The organism is Actinomycetospora sp. ABD4_176 (genome assembly GCF_056311855.1).
Window position 1 is genome coordinate 4,619,619 of the sequence record NZ_CM149974.1, and the last position, 22,300, is coordinate 4,641,918.

At 73.7% G+C, this 22,300-nt stretch carries 23 protein-coding genes; 16 read left to right on the top strand and 7 right to left on the bottom strand.

From position 1 onward, the window contains the following. The first annotated feature begins 32 nt into the window (after positions 1-32). From ACYX4T_RS22345 to ACYX4T_RS22370, 6 genes are read left to right on the top strand one after another with little or no spacing between them, the layout of a single operon-like run. Positions 33-926, top strand: a complete 894-nt coding sequence (locus ACYX4T_RS22345) for an NADH-quinone oxidoreductase subunit J (RefSeq protein WP_476015345.1) — start codon at positions 33-35, stop codon at positions 924-926. Continuing rightward, the gene (gene nuoK, locus ACYX4T_RS22350) at positions 923-1,222 is read left to right on the top strand and encodes an NADH-quinone oxidoreductase subunit NuoK (RefSeq protein WP_476011447.1); all 300 of its coding nucleotides are present in this window, start codon (positions 923-925) and stop codon (positions 1,220-1,222) included. The genes ACYX4T_RS22345 and nuoK overlap by 4 nt, the downstream gene beginning before the upstream one ends. Positions 1,223-1,241: 19 nt before the next feature. Continuing rightward, positions 1,242-3,236, top strand: a complete 1,995-nt coding sequence (gene nuoL / locus ACYX4T_RS22355) for an NADH-quinone oxidoreductase subunit L (RefSeq protein ID WP_476015346.1) — start codon at positions 1,242-1,244, stop codon at positions 3,234-3,236. After that, entirely contained in the window at positions 3,233-4,858 is a 1,626-nt protein-coding gene (locus tag ACYX4T_RS22360; protein ID WP_476011448.1) for an NADH-quinone oxidoreductase subunit M, read from the top strand. The genes nuoL and ACYX4T_RS22360 overlap by 4 nt, the downstream gene beginning before the upstream one ends. Then, positions 4,855-6,492: an NADH-quinone oxidoreductase subunit NuoN gene (nuoN, locus tag ACYX4T_RS22365; RefSeq protein WP_476011449.1), complete on the top strand. Its 1,638-nt coding sequence runs from the start codon at positions 4,855-4,857 to the stop codon at positions 6,490-6,492. The genes ACYX4T_RS22360 and nuoN overlap by 4 nt, the downstream gene beginning before the upstream one ends. Beyond that, positions 6,462-7,514, top strand: coding sequence for a polyprenyl synthetase family protein (locus ACYX4T_RS22370; RefSeq protein WP_476011450.1), 1,053 nt, complete (start codon positions 6,462-6,464; stop codon positions 7,512-7,514). Before nuoN ends, ACYX4T_RS22370 begins: the two co-directional genes overlap by 31 nt. A 43-nt stretch (positions 7,515-7,557) precedes the next feature. Here ACYX4T_RS22370 and rarD read toward each other — a convergent pair whose 3' ends face one another. The 4 genes from rarD to ACYX4T_RS22390 all read right to left on the bottom strand — a co-directional run bounded on the left by rarD (position 7,558) and on the right by ACYX4T_RS22390 (position 12,419). Then, a complete protein-coding gene (gene rarD / locus ACYX4T_RS22375; protein WP_476015347.1) occupies positions 7,558-8,445 on the bottom strand; it encodes an EamA family transporter RarD in 888 nt (295 codons plus the stop codon). Positions 8,446-8,470: 25 nt separating this feature from the next. Then, a complete protein-coding gene (locus ACYX4T_RS22380; RefSeq protein ID WP_476011451.1) occupies positions 8,471-9,574 on the bottom strand; it encodes a 2-oxoacid:ferredoxin oxidoreductase subunit beta in 1,104 nt (367 codons plus the stop codon). After that, a complete protein-coding gene (locus ACYX4T_RS22385) occupies positions 9,571-11,457 on the bottom strand; it encodes a 2-oxoacid:acceptor oxidoreductase subunit alpha (protein WP_476011452.1) in 1,887 nt (628 codons plus the stop codon). The genes ACYX4T_RS22380 and ACYX4T_RS22385 overlap by 4 nt, the downstream gene beginning before the upstream one ends. A 167-nt stretch (positions 11,458-11,624) precedes the next feature. Then, positions 11,625-12,419: an enoyl-CoA hydratase-related protein gene (locus ACYX4T_RS22390; RefSeq protein WP_476011453.1), complete on the bottom strand. Its 795-nt coding sequence runs from the start codon at positions 12,417-12,419 to the stop codon at positions 11,625-11,627. A gap of 76 nt (positions 12,420-12,495) precedes the next feature. Between ACYX4T_RS22390 and ACYX4T_RS22395 the strand changes: the two genes are divergently transcribed. The 7 genes from ACYX4T_RS22395 (at position 12,496) to ACYX4T_RS22425 (ending at position 17,327) form a co-directional block, all read left to right on the top strand. Further along, positions 12,496-13,056, top strand: coding sequence for a PaaI family thioesterase (locus ACYX4T_RS22395; protein WP_476015348.1), 561 nt, complete (start codon positions 12,496-12,498; stop codon positions 13,054-13,056). A gap of 66 nt (positions 13,057-13,122) precedes the next feature. After that, on the top strand, positions 13,123-13,956 hold the full coding sequence (gene htpX / locus ACYX4T_RS22400; RefSeq protein ID WP_476011454.1) for a zinc metalloprotease HtpX: 834 nt from the start codon (positions 13,123-13,125) through the stop codon (positions 13,954-13,956). Positions 13,957-14,177: 221 nt separating this feature from the next. After that, positions 14,178-14,975, top strand: coding sequence for a hypothetical protein (locus ACYX4T_RS22405; protein WP_476011455.1), 798 nt, complete (start codon positions 14,178-14,180; stop codon positions 14,973-14,975). 79 nt (positions 14,976-15,054) lie between these two features. After that, entirely contained in the window at positions 15,055-15,711 is a 657-nt protein-coding gene (locus tag ACYX4T_RS22410) for a class F sortase (protein ID WP_476011456.1), read from the top strand. Positions 15,712-15,824: 113 nt separating this feature from the next. Then, on the top strand, positions 15,825-16,208 hold the full coding sequence (locus tag ACYX4T_RS22415) for a VOC family protein (protein WP_476011457.1): 384 nt from the start codon (positions 15,825-15,827) through the stop codon (positions 16,206-16,208). Beyond that, positions 16,201-16,656 (top strand): GNAT family N-acetyltransferase, encoded by a 456-nt coding sequence (locus ACYX4T_RS22420; RefSeq protein WP_476011458.1) that lies wholly within the window; start codon positions 16,201-16,203, stop codon positions 16,654-16,656. Before ACYX4T_RS22415 ends, ACYX4T_RS22420 begins: the two co-directional genes overlap by 8 nt. Before the next feature lie 65 nt (positions 16,657-16,721). Beyond that, complete coding sequence (locus tag ACYX4T_RS22425) at positions 16,722-17,327, top strand: hypothetical protein (RefSeq protein WP_476011459.1); 606 nt, start codon at positions 16,722-16,724, stop codon at positions 17,325-17,327. Here ACYX4T_RS22425 and ACYX4T_RS22430 read toward each other — a convergent pair. Beyond that, a complete protein-coding gene (locus tag ACYX4T_RS22430; RefSeq protein WP_476011460.1) occupies positions 17,279-18,619 on the bottom strand; it encodes an NAD(P)/FAD-dependent oxidoreductase in 1,341 nt (446 codons plus the stop codon). The two genes, ACYX4T_RS22425 and ACYX4T_RS22430, sit on opposite strands and share 49 nt — an antisense overlap. Before the next feature lie 23 nt (positions 18,620-18,642). After that, positions 18,643-18,915, bottom strand: coding sequence for a hypothetical protein (locus ACYX4T_RS22435; RefSeq protein ID WP_476011461.1), 273 nt, complete (start codon positions 18,913-18,915; stop codon positions 18,643-18,645). A gap of 231 nt (positions 18,916-19,146) precedes the next feature. Here ACYX4T_RS22435 and ACYX4T_RS22440 point away from each other — a divergent pair, with 231 nt between their 5' ends. Beyond that, positions 19,147-19,908, top strand: coding sequence for an excalibur calcium-binding domain-containing protein (locus ACYX4T_RS22440; protein WP_476011462.1), 762 nt, complete (start codon positions 19,147-19,149; stop codon positions 19,906-19,908). A 57-nt stretch (positions 19,909-19,965) separates the two neighbouring features. On the opposite strand, the gene ACYX4T_RS22445 is transcribed toward ACYX4T_RS22440, so the two are convergent. Beyond that, a complete protein-coding gene (locus ACYX4T_RS22445; protein WP_476011463.1) occupies positions 19,966-20,736 on the bottom strand; it encodes an SDR family NAD(P)-dependent oxidoreductase in 771 nt (256 codons plus the stop codon). A 119-nt stretch (positions 20,737-20,855) separates the two neighbouring features. Here ACYX4T_RS22445 and ACYX4T_RS22450 point away from each other — a divergent pair, with 119 nt between their 5' ends. Both ACYX4T_RS22450 and ACYX4T_RS22455 read left to right on the top strand, forming a co-directional pair. Continuing rightward, entirely contained in the window at positions 20,856-21,530 is a 675-nt protein-coding gene (locus ACYX4T_RS22450; protein ID WP_476011464.1) for a TetR/AcrR family transcriptional regulator, read from the top strand. Positions 21,531-21,810: 280 nt separating this feature from the next. Continuing rightward, on the top strand, positions 21,811-22,251 hold the full coding sequence (locus ACYX4T_RS22455; protein ID WP_476011465.1) for a cupin domain-containing protein: 441 nt from the start codon (positions 21,811-21,813) through the stop codon (positions 22,249-22,251). Positions 22,252-22,300 lie beyond the last annotated feature (49 nt).

Below are 22,300 nucleotides of genomic sequence, written 5' to 3' on the forward strand. Positions count from 1 at the left end.
TGACCGCCGCCCCGGTCACCGGCGGCGGCGAGATGACCACCGGCGAGTCGGTCGCGTTCTGGATCCTCGGCCCGCTGGCGCTGGCCGGCGGGCTGGGGATGGTGTTCTCCCGCAACGCGGTGCACTCGGCGCTGTGGCTCGTCATGACGATGCTCTCGCTGGGCGTGCTCTACATGGTCCAGCAGGCGCCGTTCCTGGGCTTCACCCAGATCATCGTCTACACCGGCGCGATCATGATGCTGTTCGTGTTCGTGCTGATGATGGTCGGGCGCGACGCGTCGGACTCGGTCGTGGAGGTGCTGCGCGGCCAGCGGCTGACCGCGGCCGTGCTCGGCGTCGGGCTGGCGGGCCTGGCCGTCTCCGCGGTGGCCGAGACCCTCACCGCGGTCCAGCCCGCCGGGCTCGGCCCGGCCTACGGGCCGGAGGCGCGGGGCAACGTGCAGCTGCTCGGGTCCAGCGTCTTCCTCGACTATCCCGCCGCCATCGCCCTGGGGTCGTTCCTGCTCACGGCGGCCGCGATCGGGGCGCTGGTGCTGACCTTCGCGGGCCGCCCGCACAAGGCGGCGGCGTCCCAGCGCGAGCGGGTGACCGAGCGTCTGCGCGGCCCGCTCGCCGGCTACGGGTCACGGTCCGGGCCCGGCGTGTTCGCCACGGCCGACTCCGTCGCGACGCCGGCCCTGCTGCCCGACGGGTCGGTCGCCCCGGCCTCGCTGTCGAACATCATCGAGGCGACCCGCCGGGAGCGCCTCGACGCCGACATGGCCGACGTCCAGTCCGAGAGCGGCCCGGCCGGCGAGGTCGACGCGCGGGCACTGCGCGGCGGTGACGGCCGGGACGGGCACGGCGGCACCGACGTCGGCAGCACCCACGACCGGCTCAGCGAGGGCTCCCACCCCGGTGCGGACGAGGGCGAGGGCGCGCGATGAGCCCCACGGTGTACCTGCTGCTGTCCGCGCTGCTGTTCGCCGTGGGCGCGGTCGGCGTTCTCGTCCGGCGCAACGCGATCGTCGTGTTCATGTGCGTCGAGCTCATGCTCAACGCGGTGAACCTGACGCTGGTGACCTTCTCCCGGATCAACGGGTCGCTCGACGGCCAGATCATGGCGTTCTTCGTGATCGTGGTGGCCGCGGCGGAGGTCGTCGTCGGCCTCTCGATCATCATGGCCATCTTCCGTACGCGCCGGACGACCTCGGTCGACGACGCCAACCTGCTCAAGTATTAGGGGGAGCGTCGTGTCGCTCGTGACCGCCGCCGCCCCGCTCCCCGAGGTGCTCCCCGCCGAGGGAGTCGCGGGCGCGGCCTGGCTGCTCGTCGCGCTGCCCGCGCTCGGCGCGCTGGTGCTGTTCGTCGGCGGGCGCCGCACCGACCGCTGGGGCCACCTCCTCGGCGTCGCGACCGTCGTCGCGTCCTTCGTCGTCGCCGCCGTGCTGTTCGCGGGCTCGCTCGCGCTGCCCGCCGAGGAGCGGGTGCGCGAGCTCGGGCTCTACGAGTGGATCGCCGTCGGGTCGCTGGACGTCGAGTTCGGCCTGCGCATCGACCCGCTGTCGCTGACGTTCGCGCTGCTCATCACCGGCGTCGGGTCGCTGATCCACATCTACTCCGTGGGCTACATGTCCCACGACCCCAACCGCCGGACGTTCTTCGCGCAGCTCAACCTGTTCGTCGCGTCGATGCTCGTGCTCGTCCTCGGCAACGGGTTCGTGACGCTCTACCTCGGGTGGGAGGGCGTCGGTCTGGCGTCCTACCTGCTCATCGGCTTCTACACGGGACGCCGGTCGGCGGGCAGCGCGGCCAAGAAGGCGTTCCTCATGAACCGGGTCGGTGACGTCGGGCTCGCGCTCGCGATCTTCCTGCTGTTCGTCGAGCTGGGCACCACGCAGTACGCCGAGGTGTTCGCCCGGGCCGGGGAGATCTCGCCCGGCGCGCTGACGGCGATCACGCTGCTCCTGCTGCTCGGTGCCTGCGGCAAGTCCGGCCAGTTCCCGCTGCAGGCCTGGCTCCCCGACGCCATGGAGGGCCCGACCCCGGTGTCGGCGCTCATCCACGCGGCCACCATGGTCACCGCCGGCGTCTACCTCATCGCCCGGTCGAACCCGCTCTACGACCTGGCGCCGGTGGGCCAGCTCGTGGTCACCATCATCGGCGCGATCACCCTCATGATCGGGGCGATCGTCGGCTGCGCCTACGACGACATCAAGAAGGTGCTGGCCTACTCCACGGTGAGCCAGATCGGCTACATGATGCTCGCCGTCGGGCTCGGGCCGGTCGGCTACGCCGCGGCGATCGCGCACCTGCTCACCCACGGCTTCTTCAAGGCGGGCCTGTTCCTCGGGGCCGGCTCGGTGATGCACGGGATGGCCGACGAGACGGACATGCGCCGCTTCGGGGGCCTGTGGCGGCACATGCCGGTGACGTTCGCGACGTTCACCGCGGGTTTCCTCGCCCTGATCGGCTTCCCGTTCCTGTCCGGCTTCTACACCAAGGACCTGATCATCGAGGCGTCGCTGACCGCGGGGCCGGTGGCCGGCTGGATCCTCGGCGGGGCGGCGCTGGTCGCGGCCGGGCTGACGGCGTTCTACATGACGCGTCTGATGCTCATGACCTTCTTCGGCCCGGAGCGCTGGCGTGACCTGCGCCCGCGCCGCGTCGACCCGGCCGACCTCGAGGACCCGCCGGAGCACTACCACCCGCACGAGTCGGCGGCGTCGATGACGGTGCCGATGATCCTGCTGGCCATCGGGTCGGTCGGGGCCGGGGCGTTCCTCGTCGGCGGCGAGCGTCTCGGGCTCTACCTCGAGCCGTCGCTCGGCGTCCCCGTCGAGCCCTACGACGTCCCGGCCGTGTTCTACGTCGGCCTGGTGCCCTACCTCGCCACCGCGCTGATGCTCGTCGGCGCGGGCGCGGCGTACCTGCTCGTCGGGCGCCGCGAGGTGCCGGTCGAGCGACCCCAGCGGGTCAGCCTGCCGGTGCGGGCCGCCCGCGCCGACCTGTTCGCCAACGCGATCAACGAGGGCCTCATCGCCCGCCCGGGCATCTGGCTCTCCCGTGCGCTGGTCTACCTCGACAACCGCGGCGTCGACGGGGTCGTCAACGGCACCGCCGCCATGCTCGGCGGCACGTCGGGCCGGCTGCGGCGCACGCAGACCGGCTTCGTCCGCTCCTACGCCCTGACCATCCTCGGAGGTTCCGTCGTGCTCGTCGCGGCCCTCCTCACCGTCGGCGGTCTCGGCGGATGAGCGCGCTGCTCCTGGCCCTGCTGCTGGTCCCGCTGGTCGGTGCCGCCGTGTGCGGCGCGATGGCGACCCGCGAGGACCTCGACCGCGCCGGCCGGATCGTCGGCCTCGCGTTCGCCGCGGTCTCGCTGGTGCTCGTGGTGATCGTCTGGTCGCAGTTCGCGACCGGGCCCGGCACCCCGCGCTTCCAGTTCGCGCTGTCGGTGGACTGGATCCCCGCGTTCGGGACACGCTTCGCCCTCGGCCTCGACGGCATCGCCCTGACGATGATCGCGCTGCTGGCCGTGCTGATCCCGATCGTGCTCGCGTTCGCCTGGGCGGAGAAGCTCCCGCCCGGACGCACCGGGGCCGGCTTCACCGCGTTGCTGCTGGCGACCCAGGGCGTGCTCGTCGGCGTCTTCGCCGCGACCGACGTCTTCCTGTTCTACGTGCTGTTCGAGGCGATGCTCATCCCGATGTACTTCGTCATCGGGCGCTTCGGCGGTCCGCGACGGCAGTACGCGGCCGTGAAGTTCTTCCTGTACTCGTTCCTCGGCGGGCTGATCATGCTCGCGTCGGTCATCGGGCTCTTCGTGGCCAGCGACACCCGTCTCGGCGAGGGCACGTTCGACTGGACCGCGCTGCAGGGGATGGCCGCGCAGCTGCCGCTCGAGACCCAGATCTGGCTCTTCCTCGGGTTCTTCGCGGCGTTCGCCATCAAGGCCCCGCTCGTGCCGTTCCACACCTGGCTGCCCGACGCCGGTGCCGAGGCCCCGATCGCGGGCGGCATCATCCTGCTCGGTCTGCTGGACAAGGTCGGCACGTTCGGCTTCCTGCGCTACACCCTGCCGCTGTTCCCGGCGGCGTCGCAGGAGCTCGCGCCGCTGGTGCTGACGCTCGCGGTGATCGGTGTGCTCTACGGGTCGCTGCTCGCCGCGGCGCAGACCGACCTCAAGCGCTTCGTCGCCTACACCTCGATCGCCCACTTCGGCTTCATCGCGCTGGGCATCTTCGCGTTCTCGTCGCAGTCGCTGGCCGGGTCGGCGCTCTACATGGTCAACCACGGCATCTCGACCGCGATGCTCTTCCTCGTCGTCGGGCTGCTCATCCGGCGCGGCGGCACGGCCGCGATGACCGAGTACGGGGGCGTCGGGCGGGTCGCGCCGCTGCTGGCCGGGATGTTCCTCGTCGCCGGCCTCTCGACGATCGCGCTGCCGGGCACGAACTCGTTCGTCAGCGAGTTCCTCGTGCTCCTGGGCGCGTTCCCGCGCGAGCCGGTGTTCTCGGTGATCGCCACCGTCGGCATCGTGTTCGCCGCGCTCTACATGCTCTGGGTCATCCAGCGCACGATGACCGGTCCGCTGCGCGGTGCCGCCGTCGTCGGTGACGGGCCGGGCGCGGCGTCGGCGGCGACGTTCGGTGGCACCGGGAGCGACGCCGACGAGTCCTGGATGCGCCGCACCACGGCCCGCTTCGGCGACCTGACCCGCGGCGAGGTGGCGGTGCTCGCCCCGCTGGTCGCCCTGATCCTCGTGCTCGGCTTCTTCCCGGGCCCGGTCCTCGAGGTCCTCGACCCGACGGTGTCGGCGACCCTGAGCGAGGTCGGCGTGGCCGACCCCGTGAGCCCGAACGGAGTGCCCCGATGACGGGTCCCCTGGCGCCGACGTTCCCGACGGTCGACTACGGCGCGCTGGCGCCCCTGCTGATCATCTTCGGCGCGGCCTGCCTCGCCGTGCTCCTCGAGGCGCTGCTGCCGCTGCGGGTGCGCGGGCGGGTGCAGCTCGGGCTCACGCTCGGCGCCGTCGTCGTGGCCCTGCTCGCGGTGATCGTGCGGGCGACGTCGGGGGCGCCCGCGGTGTCGACCCTCGCCGGTGCGATCGCGGTCGACGGGCCGTCGCTGTTCCTGTGGGGCACGCTGCTCGCCCTCGCGGTGCCCAGCGTGCTGCTGCTCGCCGACCGCTCGGTCGAGCCCGGCGGCGCGTTCCTCGCCGACCCGGTCGCCCTGGGGGAGGCCGAGGCCGAGCAGCGTGCCCGCGAGAAGGCGACGGTGGGCGCGCGCGGCGGCTCGTCGGGGTCGGCGGGCCGGGCCGGTGGCTCCGGCGAGCGATCGACCGGGCGGAGCGGCCGGCCCCCCGAGGGCCTCACCGAGGTCTACCCGCTGGTGCTCTTCGCGCTCGGCGGCATGCTCGCCTTCTGCGCCGCCGACGACCTGCTGACGATGTTCGTGGCGCTCGAGGTGCTGAGCCTGCCGCTGTACATGCTCTGCGGGCTGGCCCGGCGCAAGCGCCTGATGAGCCAGGAGTCGGCGGTCAAGTACTTCCTGCTCGGCGCGTTCTCCTCGGCGTTCTTCCTCTACGGGCTCGCGCTGCTCTACGGCTACGCGGACTCGGTGAAGCTCTCGGACATCTCGCTGGCCGCCGCGGGCTCGCTGCGCCCGGACTCGCTGCTGTTCGGCGGGCTCGCGCTGCTGGTGGTCGGGCTGATGTTCAAGGGCTCGGTGGGCCCGTTCCACACGTGGACCCCGGACGTCTACCAGGGTGCGCCGACCTCGGTGACCGCCTTCATGGCCGCCTGCACCAAGGTCGCCGCGTTCGGCGCGATCCTGCGGGTGTTCACGGTCGCGTTCGGCTCCACGGTGTGGGAGTGGCGCGGGGTGCTGTGGGTCGTCGCGATCGTGTCGATGGTGGTCGGTGCGGTGCTCGGCCTCACGCAGACCGACGTCAAGCGGATGATCGCCTACTCGTCGGTGGCGCACGCCGGCTTCCTGCTGCTGGGCGCGATGGCGATCACGCCGGCGGGCCTGTCGGCGACGCTGTTCTACCTGCTCGCCTACGGCTTCACGACGGTCGCGCTCTTCGGGCTGGTGTCGCTGGTGCGCGGGCCCGAGGGCGAGGCGACGCACCTCTCGGCGTGGGCGGGGCTCGGGAGGCGGTCGCCGGTGGTCGCCGCGGCGGTGACGTTCCTCATGCTGGCCCTCGCCGGGATCCCGCTGACCAGCGGCTTCACCGCCAAGTTCGCCGTGTTCTCCGCGGCCCTGGCCGACGGCATGACGCCGCTGGTCATCGTGGCCCTGGTGGTCAGCGCGGTGGCGGCGTTCTTCTACCTCCGGCTGATCGTGCTCATGTACTTCTCGGAGCCCGCCGCGGACGGTCCGACCGTCAGCGTGCCTGGCCCGTTCACGACGGTGGCGATCACACTGGGGGTCGTGGTGACCCTGCTGCTCGGTGTCGTGCCGACCGCCGTCCTCGGATGGGCCGACGGCCTGTCCTTCCTGGGCTGAGGCCCGTGTCCGGACCCAACCCCGCCCTGACCCAGGTCGCCGGCCTGCCGATCGCGGACCCCGACCTCGCCGTCGCGGTCAGCGAGGGCCTCGACCGCGTCGAGGAGCTGCTGCACCGCGAGGTGCACAGTGACTACCGGTTCGTCGCCGAGACGTCGCTGCACCTCATCGACGCCGGCGGGAAGCGCTTCCGCCCGCTGCTGACGCTGCTCGCCGCGCAGCTGGCCGGCGGCACGTCGGAGGACGTCGTGGTGGCGGCGACGTCGGTGGAGCTCGTGCACCTGGCGACGCTGTACCACGACGACGTCATGGACGAGGCCGTCATGCGCCGGGGCGCGGAGAGCGCCAACGCGCGCTGGGACAACTCCGTCGCGATCCTCACCGGCGACTACCTGTTCGCCCACGCCTCGCGGCTCGTCTCGCAGCTCGGGCCGGACGCGGTGCGGATCATCGCCGAGACGTTCGCCGAGCTCGTCACGGGCCAGATGCGCGAGACGCGCGGGCCCCGCGACGGCGAGGACGCCATCGAGCACTACCTGGCGGTGGTGGCCGAGAAGACCGGCTCGCTGATCGCGACCTCGGGGCGCTTCGGGGCGATGTTCGCGGGCGCGCCCGACGAGCACGTGACGGCGATGCGGCGGTTCGGGGAGATCATCGGGACCGTCTTCCAGGTCTCCGACGACATCATCGACATCGCCTCGCCGTCCGGGGCCTCGGGCAAGACCCCGGGCACCGACCTGCGCGAGGGGGTGCCGACGCTGCCGGTGCTCTACGCGCTCGCCGGCGACGGGCCCGAGGTGCCGCGGCTGCGCGAGCTCGGCGTCGGCAGCCGCGAGCTGGCGGACGACGAGGTGGGCGAGGCGCTGGAGCTGCTGCGCGGCTCGCAGGGCCTCGACGAGGCGCGCCGGGCCCTCGACGAGCGCGCCGACGCCGCCCGCGCCGAGCTCGCGACCCTGCCCGACGGCCCCGCCCGCCAGGCCCTCGCCGCCCTCCTCGACTACACCGTCGCCCGCACGAGCTGACCCCTATGTGAGCACTTTCCGGGCCTATAGGCCCGGAAAGTGCTCACATACGGGCCGGGCGGGCGCGCAGGGCGTCGGCGGTGAACACGACGAGCGCGGCCCAGACCAGCGAGACGCCGACCCAGCGGGACACCGGCATCGGCTCGCCCGCGACGAACACGCCCCACAGGAACTGCAGCGTCGGGTTGACGTACTGCAGCACGCCGAGCGTGGCCAGCGTCAGCCGCTTCGCGCCGGCGGCGAAGAGCAGCAGCGGCAGGGCGGTGACCGGCCCGGCCGCCACGAGCAGCAGCGCGTGCCCGACGCCGTGGCCGGTGAAGGTGCCGGCCCCGGTCGCCTGCAGCCACACGATGAACACGATCGCGAGCGGGCCGAGCAGGAAGCCCTCGGCGGTCAGGCCGGGCACCGGGTCGAGCGGGACGCGCTTCTTCACGAGCCCGTAGACCCCGAAGCTCACCGCGAGCACGAGCGTGATCCAGGGCAGCCGCCCCGTACCGGCCGTCAGCACGGCCACCGCGAGCACGGCCAGCCCGATCGCCACCCACTGCACCGGCCGCAACCGCTCGCGCAGCACCAGCACCGCGAGCAGCACCGAGACCAGCGGCGTCGCGTAATAGCCCAGCGCGGCGTCGACGACGTGCCCGTTCGTCGTCGCCCAGATGTAGACGCCCCAGTTGACGGCGATGAGCACCGACCCGGCGAGGATCAGCGCCCACGTCCGCCACGCGAGCCCGCGCAGGTCCGCCCACCGCCGGGCGACGGTGATGACGCCGAGCATCCCGATGAGCGTCCACGCGACGCGGTGCGCCACCGACTCGACGGCGTCGGCGGGCGCGAGCAGCGGCCAGAACGCCGGCGAGAGCCCCCACAGCGAGTACGCCGCGAGCGCCGCGGCGTACCCCCGCCCCGCGCCCGACCCCGGCGCCCCGATGCGGGGCGCGGTGTCGGGCGCGGTGCTACTGCTCGTTCTCGGGCTCCGGCAGGACCGCCCAGGTGTCCCGGCCGGACAGCAGCGCCTGCAGGCCGTCGCCCCGCTGCTGCGCCTGCTCGGTGGCCGCGGCGACCTGGGCGCGGGCGCCGTCGTCGTAGGTCGGCCGGTCGACCTTGCGGAAGATGCCGGTGACGGTGTGGGTGAGGTCCTGGTCCGACAGCCGCGAGAGCGCGAAGGACTGGGTCGGGTCCTCCTCGCCGGCGCGGTGGACGACGACGGCGTCCTGCCCGACGCCATCGGGTCCGCCCACCTTCGCCACCTCGAGACCGCCGGACGCCGAGCGCACGACGCCGTACTCGCCGTCGTTGCCGAACGTGATGGGCTCGCCGTCGACGAGCTTGATCAGCCGCTCGGCCACGTCGTCGCCCTTGCGCAGGACGTCGAACGAGCCGTCGTTGAAGATCGGGCAGTCCTGGAAGATCTCGACCAGCGACGCGCCGCGGTGGGCGGCGGCCTGGCGCAGGACCTCGGTGAGGCCCTTGCGGTCGGAGTCCAGCGCGCGGCCGACGAACGTCGCCTCGGCGCCGAGCGCCAGCGACACCGGGTTGAACGGGGCGTCGATCGAGCCCATCGGCGTCGACTTGGTGACCTTCCCGGTCTCCGACGTCGGCGAGTACTGGCCCTTGGTCAGCCCGTAGATCCTGTTGTTGAACAGCAGGATCGTGATGTTCATGTTGCGGCGCAGCGCGTGGATCAGGTGGTTGCCCCCGATCGACAGCGCGTCGCCGTCGCCGGTCACGACCCAGACCGACAGGTCCGGGCGCGTGACCGCGAGGCCGGTGGCGATCGTCGGCGCGCGCCCGTGGATCGAGTGCATGCCGTAGGTGTCGAGGTAGTACGGGAAGCGCGACGAGCAGCCGATGCCCGAGACGAACACGATGTTCTCGCGCCGCAGGCCCAGCTCCGGCAGGAACGAGCGCACCGACGCGAGCACGGCGTAGTCGCCGCAGCCCGGGCACCAGCGCACCTCCTGGTCGGAGGTGTAGTCCTTGGCCTTCTGCGGCTCGTCGGTGGTCGGGACGAGGTCGAGGCCGCCGACCCCAGGGGTCGGCAAATCCGTGGCCGTCATGCGGGCAGATCCCCCTTCACGGCGTCGGTGAGGACGCCGGCGAGCTCCTCGGCCTGGAACGGCAGGCCGGCGACCTTGGTGTAGGAGTGGGCGTCGACGAGGAACTTCGCGCGCAGCAGCATCGCCAGCTGGCCGAGGTTCATCTCCGGCACGACCACCCGCCGGTACGAGCGCAGCACGTCGCCGACGTTGCGCGGCAGCGGGTTGAGGTGGCGCAGGTGCGCCTGGGCGACCGACAGCCCGGCGGCGCGCACGCGGCGGCACGCGGCACCGATCGGCCCGTACGACGAGCCCCAGCCGATGACGAGCACCTCGGCGTCCCCGGTGGGGTCGTCGACGGTGAGGTCGGGGACCTCGATGCCGTCGATCTTGGCCTGGCGCAGCCGGACCATGCGGTCGTGGTTGTCCGGGTCGTAGGAGATCGTGCCGCGCCCGTCGGCCTTCTCGAGGCCGCCGATGCGGTGCTCCAGCCCGGCGGTGCCCGGGATGGCCCAGGGCCGCGCGAGGGTGTCGGCGTCGCGCAGGTAGGGCCAGAACTCCCCGGAGCCGTCGGGCGCGTTCGCCTCGGTGGCGAAGGTGACCGACAGGTCGGGCAGGTCGGCGACGTCGGGGATGCGCCAGGGCTCGGAGCCGTTGGCGATCGCGCCGTCGGAGAGCAGGAACACCGGGGTGCGGTAGGTCAGCGCCATCCGCACGGCGTCGAGCGCGGCGTCGAAGCAGTCCGCCGGCGACTGCGGGGCGATGATGGGCACCGGCGCCTCGCCGTTGCGCCCGTACATCGCCTGCAGCAGGTCGGCCTGCTCGGTCTTGGTCGGCAGGCCGGTCGACGGCCCACCGCGCTGCACGTCGAGGATCAGCAGCGGCAGCTCGAGGGCCACCGCGAGGCCGATCGTCTCCGACTTCAGCGCCACGCCCGGGCCCGACGTCGACGTGACGCCCAGCGCGCCGCCGAACGACGCGCCCAGCGCGGCGCCGATGCCCGCGATCTCGTCCTCGGCCTGGAACGTCGTGACGCCCATGCCCTTGTGCTTGGAGAGCTCGTGCAGGACGTCCGAGGCCGGCGTGATCGGGTAGGTACCGAGGAACACCGGCAGCCCCGACTGCTGCCCGGCGGCGACCACGCCGTAGGCGAGCGCGAGGTTGCCGGTGATCTGGCGGTAGGTGCCCTCGGCGAGGCGCGCGGGCGCGACCTCGTAGGTGACCGCGAAGCTCTCGGTGGTCTCGCCGTAGTTCCAGCCCGCCCGGAAGGCGAGGATGTTGGCCTCGGCCAGGTCGGGCTTCTTCGCGAACTTCTCGCGCAGGAACTGCTCGGTGCCCTCGGTGCCGCGGTGGTACATCCAGGAGAGCAGGCCGAGCGCGAACATGTTCTTCGCGCGCTCGGCGTCCTTCTTGCTCATCCCGGTCGGCTCGAGCGCGCCGCGCGTCAGGGTCGCCATCGCGACCTGGTGCACGGTGTAGGGCTCCAGCGAGTCGTCCTCGAGCGGGTTCGACTCGTAGCCCACCTTGGCGAGGTTCCGCTTGGTGAACTCGTCGGTGTTGACGATGAGGATCCCGCCGTGCGGCAGGTCCTCCAGGTTCGCCTTGAGCGCCGCCGGGTTCATCGCCACCAGCACGTCGGGGCGGTCGCCCGGCGTGAGGATGTCGTAGTCCGCGAAGTGGAGCTGGAAGCTCGACACCCCGGGGAGCGTCCCGGCCGGGGCGCGGATCTCGGCGGGGAAGTTCGGCAGCGTCGCGAGGTCGTTGCCGAAGGCCGCGGCCTCCGAGGTGAACCGGTCGCCGGTCAGCTGCATGCCGTCACCCGAGTCACCCGCGAAGCGGATGACCACGCGGTGGGTCTGGCGCACCTCCCGACCGGCCGGCCCGACGGCGGCGTCAGTGCTCATCGAGCTCTTCCCGTCCCTTCACGTGACGTGGGTCGGTCCCTGTGTAGGAGCTGACCACCCAGGCTAACCTCACCGCACACGCGATCTCCGGCGGCAGGTCGCGGGTCACACGCTGGACCGTGCAAGGTCCGCCGGTCGAACCGTCCCTGCCCCGTCCGGGGGAAGCGCTACTTCTTCCCGGTGGCCTCCCGCACGCGCGCGAGCCCGTCGCGGAAGCCCTCCGAGCGCAGCGACTCCAGCTGCGGGCCGACCTCGACGGCGACGGCGTCGCGGTGCCGGTCGAGCCGCCCGGTGGCGCGCAGGCTCGCCTTGGTGGCGACGACCAGCTCGCGCGGCGCCGCCCCCGCGACCGCGGCCATGCGCAGCGCCTCGGTGACCGCGGCGGACCGCCCACCGGACCCCTCGCCGGTCGCCACCCGCAGCACCAGCCCCACCTCCGCGGCGCGCGCCGCGTCGAGGCCCTCGCCGCCGAGCAGCATCGCCGTCGTCACCTGCGGGCCCATGAGGCGCTGCGCCATCCACGTCATCCCGCCGCCGGGGTGCACGCCGAGGCGCAGGAAGCCGGGCTCGAACCGGGCGGTCTCGCCGGCGATGCGCACGTCCGCGGCGAGCGCCAGGTTGAGCCCCGCGCCGACCGCCGGCCCGTCGACCGCCGCGAACGTCGGCAGCGGGCACTCCGCCAGCGCCAGGAACCCGGCGTAGATGTGCTCGAGCGCGTCCGGGCCCGCCTCGCCGGCGGCCGCGAGCTCGTCGAGGTCGCCGCCGGCGCAGAAGGCGGGCTTGGGGTCGTCGTCACCGGTGACGACGACGGCGTGCACCGACGCGTCGGCCGCGACCTCTCCCAGCACCGCGACCAGGCGCTCCGAGAGCGCCGCGGTCATCGCGTTGCGCCGCTTCGGGTCGGAGACGGTGAGGAGGGCGACGTGGTCGGTGTGCTCCACGCGGACATCGGGGTCGGCCATGGCGGTCAGCATGCCGGGGCGTGACGCGGCTCGCGGCCCGGGAGTCGTTCGCATCGGTAACGTGCGGCGCGTGCCGATGTCGATCGAGCCGCCGGCGGACGCCGAGGCGCCGCAGCGCAACCCCAAGGCGCCCGCCCCGGGCGAGCGCACCACGTCGCACTACGAGGGCTGCCGTGGCTGCGGCGACGTGCCCGGAAGCCTGCGCGTCCGGTCGTGGGTCGGCGACGACGGGGTGTCGGTGATCAGCCGCTTCGACGTCCTCGCCGAGCACCAGGGGGCGCCGGGGATCCTGCACGGCGGGATGCTCATGACGGCGTTCGACGACGCCCTCGGCACGGCGTACACGCAGGTCACGCGGTCGGCGGTGACGGCGCGGCTGGAGACCGACTTCCGCCGGCCGGTGCCCGTCGGCGCCACGGTGTGGCTGCGCTCGCGGGTCGACGCCCGTCAGGGTCGCAAGATCTACGTCTCCGGCGAGGCGCGCCTCGGTGCCCTCGACGGGGAGGTCGTCGGCACCGCCCGGGCGCTCTTCCTCAAGGTCGGGGTCGAGCACTTCCTGCGCCACGGCCGCCCCGAGGACCTCGAGGCGCTCGGTGCCTCCCGCGAGGTGATCGAGGCGGCGCGCGGCGCGGGCTGAGCGCGGGAACGGGCGGGCGCGCACCGGCGTTGAGCTGGGCGGGAGACCGTCCGAGGGGAGGTACCGGTGCGCAACGGGCTGAAGACGGCCGTGCTGCTCGGTCTGATGAGCGCGATCGTGCTGGTGATCGGCTCGCTGTTCGGCCGCACCGGGCTGCTCGTCGCGCTCGTCGTGGCCCTCGGCGTCAACGGGTACTCGTACTTCTTCTCCGACCGGATCGCCTTGCGCGCCATGCACGCCCGCCCCGTCGGCGAGGCCGAGCAGCCGGCGATGTACCGGATCGTGCGCGAGCTCGCGACCGATGCCCACCAGCCGATGCCGCGCCTGTACGTCAGCCCCACCGAGGCGCCGAACGCGTTCGCCACCGGCCGCAACCCGCGCAACGCGGCCGTCTGTGCGACGACGGGCATCCTCACGCTCCTGGACGAGCGCGAGCTGCGCGGCGTCCTCGGCCACGAGCTCTCCCACGTCTACAACCGCGACATCCTCATCTCGTCGGTGGCGGGCGCGCTGTCGAGCGTCGTGTCGTACCTGGTCCTGGCCGCGCAGCTCTTCGGCGGGAACCGGAACCTCCTCGCGACCCTGGCCGTCGCCATCATCGGGCCGTTCGCGGCCGCGATCATCCAGATGTCGATCAGCCGGTCGCGGGAGTACCAGGCCGACGCCAGCGGCGCGACGCTCACCCACGACCCGCTGGCCCTGGCCTCGGCGCTGCGCAAGCTGCAGTACGGCACGGCCGTGGCGCCCCTGCCGCCCGACCCGCAGCTGGTCAGCCAGTCGCACCTGATGATCGCCAACCCGTTCCGGGCGGGCGAGGGCCTCTCCCGGATGTTCTCCACGCACCCGCCGCTGGACGACCGGATCGCGCGCCTCGAGGCCATGGCCCGCCGCGGCGGCTGACGCCGTCGGGAGAACCGGGTGTGGGGTCCGCGTGAGTTTCGCCGGACGATTCCCTGACGAATTCTCCCGCCCGGCCCGGAGGGGGCGGTATTCGCACGGAAAGCCACCTCGGTTCGGATTTCCCGCCTTTTCGGAAAAGGGCGAACCGTCCCCGATCGGCGGGCGGAGAACGGGGTGGGAGATGCCGGCGGCGAGGCCGGCGTCGTGTGGAAAGGCCTCCGATGAGGACATCCAGGAAGATCGCCGGGCTCGTCGTGTCCGGCGTCGCCGCGCTCGCGCTGAGCGGGTTCACCGCAGGGGTCGCGACCGCGGCCGAGCCGATCGCCGAGATCCCCGAGCTGACCGGGCAGTCGTCGTCGGTCGCGCTCGACGAGGGCTTCACGGGCGCCCTCGAGTCCCTCGAGGTCACGCCGGGCACCATCGGCGGCGCGTCCCTCCAGGACGGCAGCGTCTCGTTCCCGATCACCGGCGGCAACGTCACCGTGTACGAGCCCGGGACGGTCGACCCCTACGTCCAGGGCCGCATCGAGCACGAGGGCAGCGGGCTGAGCCTGACCAAGGGCGACACCCGCGTCGAGCTCACCGACTTCGTCATCGACCCGGGCAACCCGGCGACGCTGTCGGGGACGGTGAGCGCGAACGGTGAGACGGTCGCGGAGTCGGCCGTCCTGTTCGACCTCGACGGCTCCACCCTGCAGCCCATCCAGACCGACGCCGCGGCCGGCACCGCGACCCTCACGGGGACGACGGTGCGCCTGTCGAGCGCCGCGGCCGACACGCTGAACCAGGCGTTCGGCACCGACGCGATCCAGGGCGGCCTGACCGTCGGCACCGCGACGATCGTGGTCGACCTGCCGGGGCAGATGTCGGCGACGCCGCAGGGCGGTGTCGACACCGGTGGCGGGTCGACCGCGGGCGGTGCCGACGGGGCGCTGGTCTCCGCCGGCGCCCTCGCGCTGGCGGCCGCCGCGGGCCTCGGCCTCGTGGCTCGCCGTCGGACCGCGAGCACCCGGCGCTGATCCCGCCGGACGCCGTGGGCCGGCCCACCAGCGGGTCGGCCCACGGCGGCCGGACGTCCCTCGTGTCCAGGGAGGACGGATGACCCCCGCGACCCGGCGCGGCCTGTCGGCCGTCGCCGTCGCGCTCGCTGCGGTGGGTGTCCTGCTCGGCCTGATGGGGCTGGCCACCGACCACGGCCCCCCGCGTGCGGGCGCGCCGCCCGGTCCGGACGCGACGGCCGCCGTCGCGCCCCGGCTTACGCCGTCGGCCCCCGCCCCGAGCGCGCCCCCGTCCCGTCCCGAGTCGCCGCCCGTTGGTCTGGAGATCCCGGCGATCAGGGTCTCCACGCCCGTGAACCAGGTCGGGCTCGAGCCGGACGGCACCCTCGAGGTGCCGGCACCGGGCCCACGTTTCGACGAGGCCGCCTGGTACCGCGGATCGCCGGCCCCGGGGCGGAGGGGCCCGTCGGTGATCATCGGGCACGTCGACTCCGCCGCGGACGGCCCCTCGGTGTTCTACGACCTGGGCCGGCTGCGACCCGGTGACCGGGCCGTCGTGACGCTCGCCGACGGCACGCGGTCGACGTTCGTCGTGGAGCGCTCCCGCACGGTGCCCAAGGACGGGTTCCCCACCCTCGAGGTCTACGGCCTGACCGCCGGCCCGGAGCTGCGGCTCATCACCTGCGGCGGGGACTTCGACCCCGCCGTCGGGCACTACGAGGACAACACCGTCGTCTTCGCCCGCCTCGTGGGCTGACACCCGCGGCTTGACCGCGGGCCACCGCCGGGCCATGGTCTCGACCAGCGTCGCGTCCGGGCCGGTGCCAGATCGGCGGATGGAGGCGCCGGAGCACCGGAGTGCCCCACCCCATGCCCGTCCGCATCGACCACCTCGCCCTCGCCGCGCACGACGCCCGCGAGTCGGCCCAGTTCCTCGCCGACGTCCTCGGCCTGCCCGCGCCCTACGAGGCCGGGCCGTTCATCGCCGTCGACATCGACGAGACCTTCACGATCGACTACGCCGTCCCGCCGTTCGACTTCCCCGGCCAGCACGTCGCCTTCCTCGTCGGCGAGGACGACTTCGATGTCGTGCTGGCGACGCTCCAGTACCGGGGGATCCCCTACTGGGCCGACCCGCAGCAGCGCTGGGTCGGGCAGTACAACACCCACGACGGCGGCCGCGGGCTGTACGTCGACGACCCCGGGGGCCATCACCTCGAGGTCATCACCCGCCGGTACGGCTCCGGTGGGTGAGGTCCGGCGGGCCGCCGTCGACGACGCCGCGGCCGTCGCCGGCCTGCTCCACGACTTCAACACCGAGTTCTCCACGGAGACCCCCGGCGTCGCGGTGCTGACCGCGCGGCTGCAGCAGCACCTGGCCGGCGACGACCTCGTCGCCCTGGTCCACGGCGGGCCCGCCGACGCGCTCGCCCTCGTCTCGTTCCGGCCCAACGTCTGGTTCGACGCGCCGGTGGCGCTGCTCGACGAGCTCTACGTGCGCCCGGACCGGCGCGGACAGCGGATCGGGCACGCGCTGCTCGAGGCCGTCGAGGCCCTGGTGGACGGGCGGGGCGGGCGGATCGTCGAGGTCAACGTCGACGGGGAGGACACCGACGCACGGCGCTTCTACGCCGCGCACGGCTACCTCGACGTCGAGCCCGGGGCGAGCGAGCCGAGCTACTACTACGTCAAGGAGTGGTGAGACCCCGACGCGGACCGGGGACCGACCCCGAGGTGCCGGGGCGCTCGGCCCACCACCGTGGACGGATGAGCCTCACCGCACGCCAGACCGAGCGGGTCATCCGCGTCCTCCTCCTCGCCGACCGGGAGGCGCTGCGCGCCGGCGACGCCCGGCTCGGCACCGCCCACCTCCTGCTCGCCCTCGCGCTCGACGAGCGCGACCACGGCGACCACGGCGACCGCGTCCTCGCCGCGGTCGACCTCGACGCGGCCCGCGACGAGGTCGCCCGCCGACGCACCGGCGCGGGCGACCCCCGCGCCGCGCACCGCCCGCACACGCCCGGCGCGGTCGCCGCGCTCGACGCCGCGGTCCGGGTCGCCGACGCCGCGGCCGACCCGGTGCTCGGCGTGCGGCACCTGCTGCTCGGCGTGCTCGCCGACGACGCCGAGGACGCCGCTGCGGTCCTGCGCGCGCTCGGTGTCGACGTCGAGAGGGTGGTCGCCGACGCCCGGCGCGACCTGCTCGCCGACCGCAGCGCCCGCCCCTACGCCGCCGCGGAGCCGGTGATGTCGCAGCTCGACCGTGTCGTCGAGCTCCTCCGGCGCCTCGACCGAGGTCTCGACGCGCTCGAGGCCGGCGCCGGTCAGGGCAGCGCCGCGAGCGCCGTCCGGGTGGCGTCGACGTCGAGGTAGTCGTCGGTGTGCTCGAACTCGGCGAGCCGGCCGCTGGTGCCGTGCAGGAAGCCGAGCCGGACCGCGCTCGTGCCGTGCAGGGCGCCGAGCGCCCAGTTCGCGGCGACGCGGGTCATCGCGGCCGGGGCGCGCAGCGCCCAGAGGTGGTAGGCGCGGGTGACGGCGGCGCCGGGGAGCCCGCTGAGGTCGACGCCGAAGGGCTTGGCGACGGCGTCGGAGCCGCCGAGGTCGACGACCATCCCGAGGTCGCGGTGGCGGTAGTCCTTCGTGGGGCGCCCGGCCAGACCCGCCGCGACGTTGTCCGCGGCGACGGGCGCCTGGCGCGAGGCGTGCTGGGCCGTGGGCGGGCAGACCGCCCCGCCGCCGGTGGCGAGGTCGGGGACCGCGGCGGCGTCGCCGAGGGCCAGCACCTCGGGCCGGTCGGGCACCGACAGGTCGGCCCGCACGACGAGCCGGCCGTGGTCGGTCTCGGCGCCGAGGTGCGCCATCAGCGGGCTGGGCGCGATTCCCGCCGCCCAGATGAGCGTCCGGGTCGGGAGCCGCCGGCCGTCGGACAGCGTCACCGACCCCTCGTCGGCGGCGGTCAGGCCCGTGGACAGGTCGACGTGCACGCCCCGCGAGACCAGGACCCGCCGCGTGTCCTCGCTCAGCCGCCGCCCGAGGCCGGGCATCAGCGCGTCGTGGTGCTGCACGACGTGCCACGACACGAGCGACGGGTCGAGGCGGGGGAACCGCCGGGCCAGGTCGGTGGTCATGAGCTGGAGGTTCGCCGCGGTCTCCACGCCGGCGTAGCCGCCGCCGACGACGACGAACCGGCAGCGCCGGTCCCGCTCCTCGGGGTCGGTCGAGGTGTTGGCGATCTCGAGCTGGGCCAGCACGTGGTCGCGCAGGAACGCGGCCTCGGCGAGCGTCTTGCACCCCCGGCCGTGCTCGCGCAGCCCCGGGATGTCCGCGACGCGCGTGACGCTGCCCGGGGCGAGCACGAGGCGGTCGTAGGGGAGCGCCTCCTGGTTGCCCGTGATGCTCTCGACGAGGACCCGGCGCGCGTCGAGGTCGACCCCGACCGCCCGCCCGGGGACCAGCACCGTGCGCCGCAGCCACGTCGACAGCGCCACCGTCGTCGCCGGCGCCGGGAGCAGACCGGCCGCGACCTGCGGCAGCAGCGGCAGGTAGAGCATGTAGTCGTCGGGGGCGACGAGGCGGACGTCGGCGCCGGGGACGAGCTTCTCCAGCCGCCGGGCGACGGCCGCGCCGGCGAACCCGCCGCCCACCACGACGATGCGATCGGTCACGGACCCTGCCTACCGCACCCCGGTCACGCCGTCCGGTCGACGCTCCCTCGACGCAGGACGTCCCCGCGGAACTCCGCCGGATCGATGCACGGTCCGGCCTCGACGCTCCCGTGCCCGACGTGCCCGACCACCCAGCAGGCCGGGCCCGCGGGACCCGTGACGAGCTCGACCGGGCCGTCGGCGGGCGGCGGTGTCGACACCCGCGTCGCGACCCAGCCCGCCGCGAGCAGGAGGAAGACGAGCACGGCGGCCACGAGCGCCCACGTCCTCGCGGAGCCCGGTGTCCTGGTGCGCATGACCACGACCGTCGTCGATCGTGCGCGGCCCCGGCTCCGGGATGGCCCCGAGTTCCACCCTGAGGTCGACGTTCCAGGACGCGTTGCCGAGCGGCGGGTTGCCCCGAACGTCGGGAATGACTCCGCGCGAGTGGTCTGCGCGATTCCGCCTAACGAACGCAGATCCCCCGGCGACTCCTCTCCCGAGCGCAGCGACCGCGCTACGCCCCGTCACCGTCGAGGAGAACCCCCGTGCCCGCTCACCGCGCCCCCCGCCGCACCCGCCGTGCCCGCGCCGCCGCCCTCGGCGGGCTGACGCTGGTGAGCGTCGTCGGTCCGGGTGCGGGGATGGCGTTCGCCGCCGGGCCGGACAAGGACTGCTCCGACTTCGCCTCTCAGGAGGACGCGCAGGCGGTCTACGACCAGGACACGTCCGACCCGCACCGCCTCGACGCCGACGGCGACAACGAGGCCTGCGAGACGCTGCCTCGGCGGGGGCCGTCCCGGACAGTGAGCGAGGAGCTGGGTCTCACCGAGACCTCGTCCGGGTCGTCGGGCTCCTCGCACTCGGCCGGCTCGTCGCACCGGGCGTCCACCGACGCCCCGGCCCGGACCTCCGCGGCCCAGGACCGCGACTGCGCCGACTTCGACTCACAGGCCGAGGCCCAGGCCGTCCTCGACGACGACCCGAGCGACCCCGAGCGCCTCGACGCCGACGACGACGGCGTCGCCTGCGAGTCGTACGCCTACGGCGAGGACGTCGAGACCCAGCCGGCCGCCGTGACGTCGGGCTCCGACGACCACGACGACGACCACGACCCCGCCCACGACGCCGACCGGGCCGGGGACGACGCGCCGCAGTACCCCGTCGGGGGAGTCGAGGCCGGCGACGGCTCGAGCCCGTCCGGCGGCGCCGATGCCCTGGCCTACGGCCTCACGGGCGCCGCCGCGCTCGCCGGCGCGGTCCTGGCCCGCCACGCCCGCCCCGGCCGCCACCGCCGGGTCGACGCCTGAGCCCTCGGCGGGCCGCTGCGCGGTGGTGCGTGGTGGTGGCGCTCCGCCCGAGGACGGTCAGGCCGACAGTGCCGGGCCGAGGAGGAGCCCGCCGTCGATGACGAGCTCCGACCCGGTGACGAAGGCGGCGTCGGGGGAGGCGAGGAACAGCAGGGCGCGGCTGATCTCGTCCGGCTCACCCATCCGCGGGACGGCGAAGGGCCCGGGGTCGAAGGCCTCGGCGATGGCCGGCACTCCCTCGGCGAGTGGCTCGGTGATCAACGGTGTGGCCACCACCCCCGGGGTCAGCGACACGACCCGGATGTCGTCGCGACCCAGCTCGAGCGCTGCGGTCCGTGTCAGTCCGCGCACCGCCCACTTCGCGGCGACGTACGGCCCGAACGCAGCGGTGCCCCCGTGGGCCATCGTCGAGGCGACGGTGACGATGACGCCGCCGCCGGCCCGGCGCATCGAGGGTGTGACCGCTCGGATGCCGAGCGCGGTGCCCGTGACGTTCACGGCGGTGACGGTGTCCCACAGGCTCCGGTCGGCGTCCTCGAGCAGCGTCGGCGGGTGCTGCACGCCGGCGTTGGCGACCAGGACCGAGATCGGCCCGAACCGCTGCTCGGCCGTCGCGACCACGGCCGCCCACTGCTGCTCGTCGGTGACGTCGAGCCGGACCGCCAGCGCCCGCGCACCGAGCTGGTCGGCCAGCGCGGCCCCGGCCGCCTCGTCACGGGCGGCGACGACCACGGCGGCACCCTCGCGGTGGAACGCCTGCACGTGGCTTTGCCCCATCCCGCCGGTGGCTCCGGTCACCAGCACCGTCCGGCCGTCGAACCGTCCCATCGTGCCTCCTCGTTCCCTTGAGGTGAGTCGCTCCGCTCACCTCACAACGAGAAGACCACTGCCGACGAGGTGAGTCAAGCGGATCGCCTCGTGAACTGATCTCCGGCATGATGGTCGTCATGGACGGGGACGAGGCGGCGCCGGCAGGACCGTCGGGGGCGGCGCGCTACCACCGTGACCTGGCCCTGAGGAACCGGGCGGCGATCCTGGATGCTGCTCGCCGGCTCTTCCTCGATCTCGGCTACGACGGCACGTCGCTGGCGAAGGTCGCTGCCGAGGCCGGGGTCTCGCGGGCCACGCTGTTCAAGCAGTTCCCGACCAAGGCCGAGCTGTTCAGCGCGATGGTGACCACGTCGTGGGCGACCGGGGACGAGCAGGCCCCTCCCGTGCCCGGCGATCCCCTGGTCGCCCTGACGACGCTCGGCACCCGGTACGCGGACCTGCTGACCCGCTCCGGGATGGCCGACCTGTTCCGCATCGTCATCGCCGAGCTCCCGCGCTTCCCCGAGCTCGGGCGCACGCACTTCGACCTGGGCAAGATGCCGTTCTTCGACTCGGTGCGCGACCACCTGCTCGCCGAGCAGCGCGCCGGCACCCTGCAGTTCGAGGACGCCGACCTCGTGGCCACCCAGTTCCTCGGCATGATCGCCAACTACGTCCTCTGGCCCCGGATGCTGCTGCTCGACTGGGACCCGGACGCGGCGAGCGTGGCGCGGGCGGTCGAGGAGGCCGCGCGGACGGTGCACGCACGGTACGGCGTCGCGCCGCCCGGGGCCCGGGGGCGTCAGCGGTAGTTGGTGGACCCGGCGGCACCTGCGGGTTCGCTCCATGAAGACGGACGACCCGCATGGTGATGACTGTCCGACCGTGTCGGACGCCTCCTTGCCGTGCAGCTGGTACCCGCCGAACAGGGTCCACCGGATGTCGTGGGTCACGCAGGAGAGGATCTTCTCGTGCTCGGAGGCGCGGAAGCCGTCGAGGTAGCGCTCCACCGTGTCGATGTTCTTGCTCACGGCGGCCCTCGAGGAGGTCATCGGGACGGCACCTCGCCGCACCGATCCGAGCCCCCGTCTCGTGCAGGATGCGGGGATGGGGGACGAGTTGGCGCGGGGTGCGTGTGTCGGGCCGTCGGAGGGGGAAGCGCTGCCGTTCACCGGCGGGCGGCTCGTGGTCGGCGGCGCGCAGACTGGCGGGCGGCTCGCGGCGATCCGTAGCTCCGCTCCGCCGGGTGATGTGGTGCCGCTGCACGTGCACCACGGGGCGGACGAGTGCTTCTACGTGTTCGCGGGGTCGTACACGGTGACGTGCGGCGAGGAGACCTTCGATGCGGGTCCCGGGAGCTTCGTCTACTTGCCGATGGGTGTCCCCCACGCCTATCAGGTGGGGGACGAGCAGGGGGAGAAGCTCATCATCGCCGTCCCCGCAGGGGTGGAGGAGTTCTTCCGGGACATGGACCGCGAGGATGTCGACTTCGACGACGTGCAGCATCGCCACGGGGTCAGCTTCCTCGGATAGGCGCGGTCAGGCCTGCTCGACCGGTGGACGAACAGGAGTGCCGGGACCT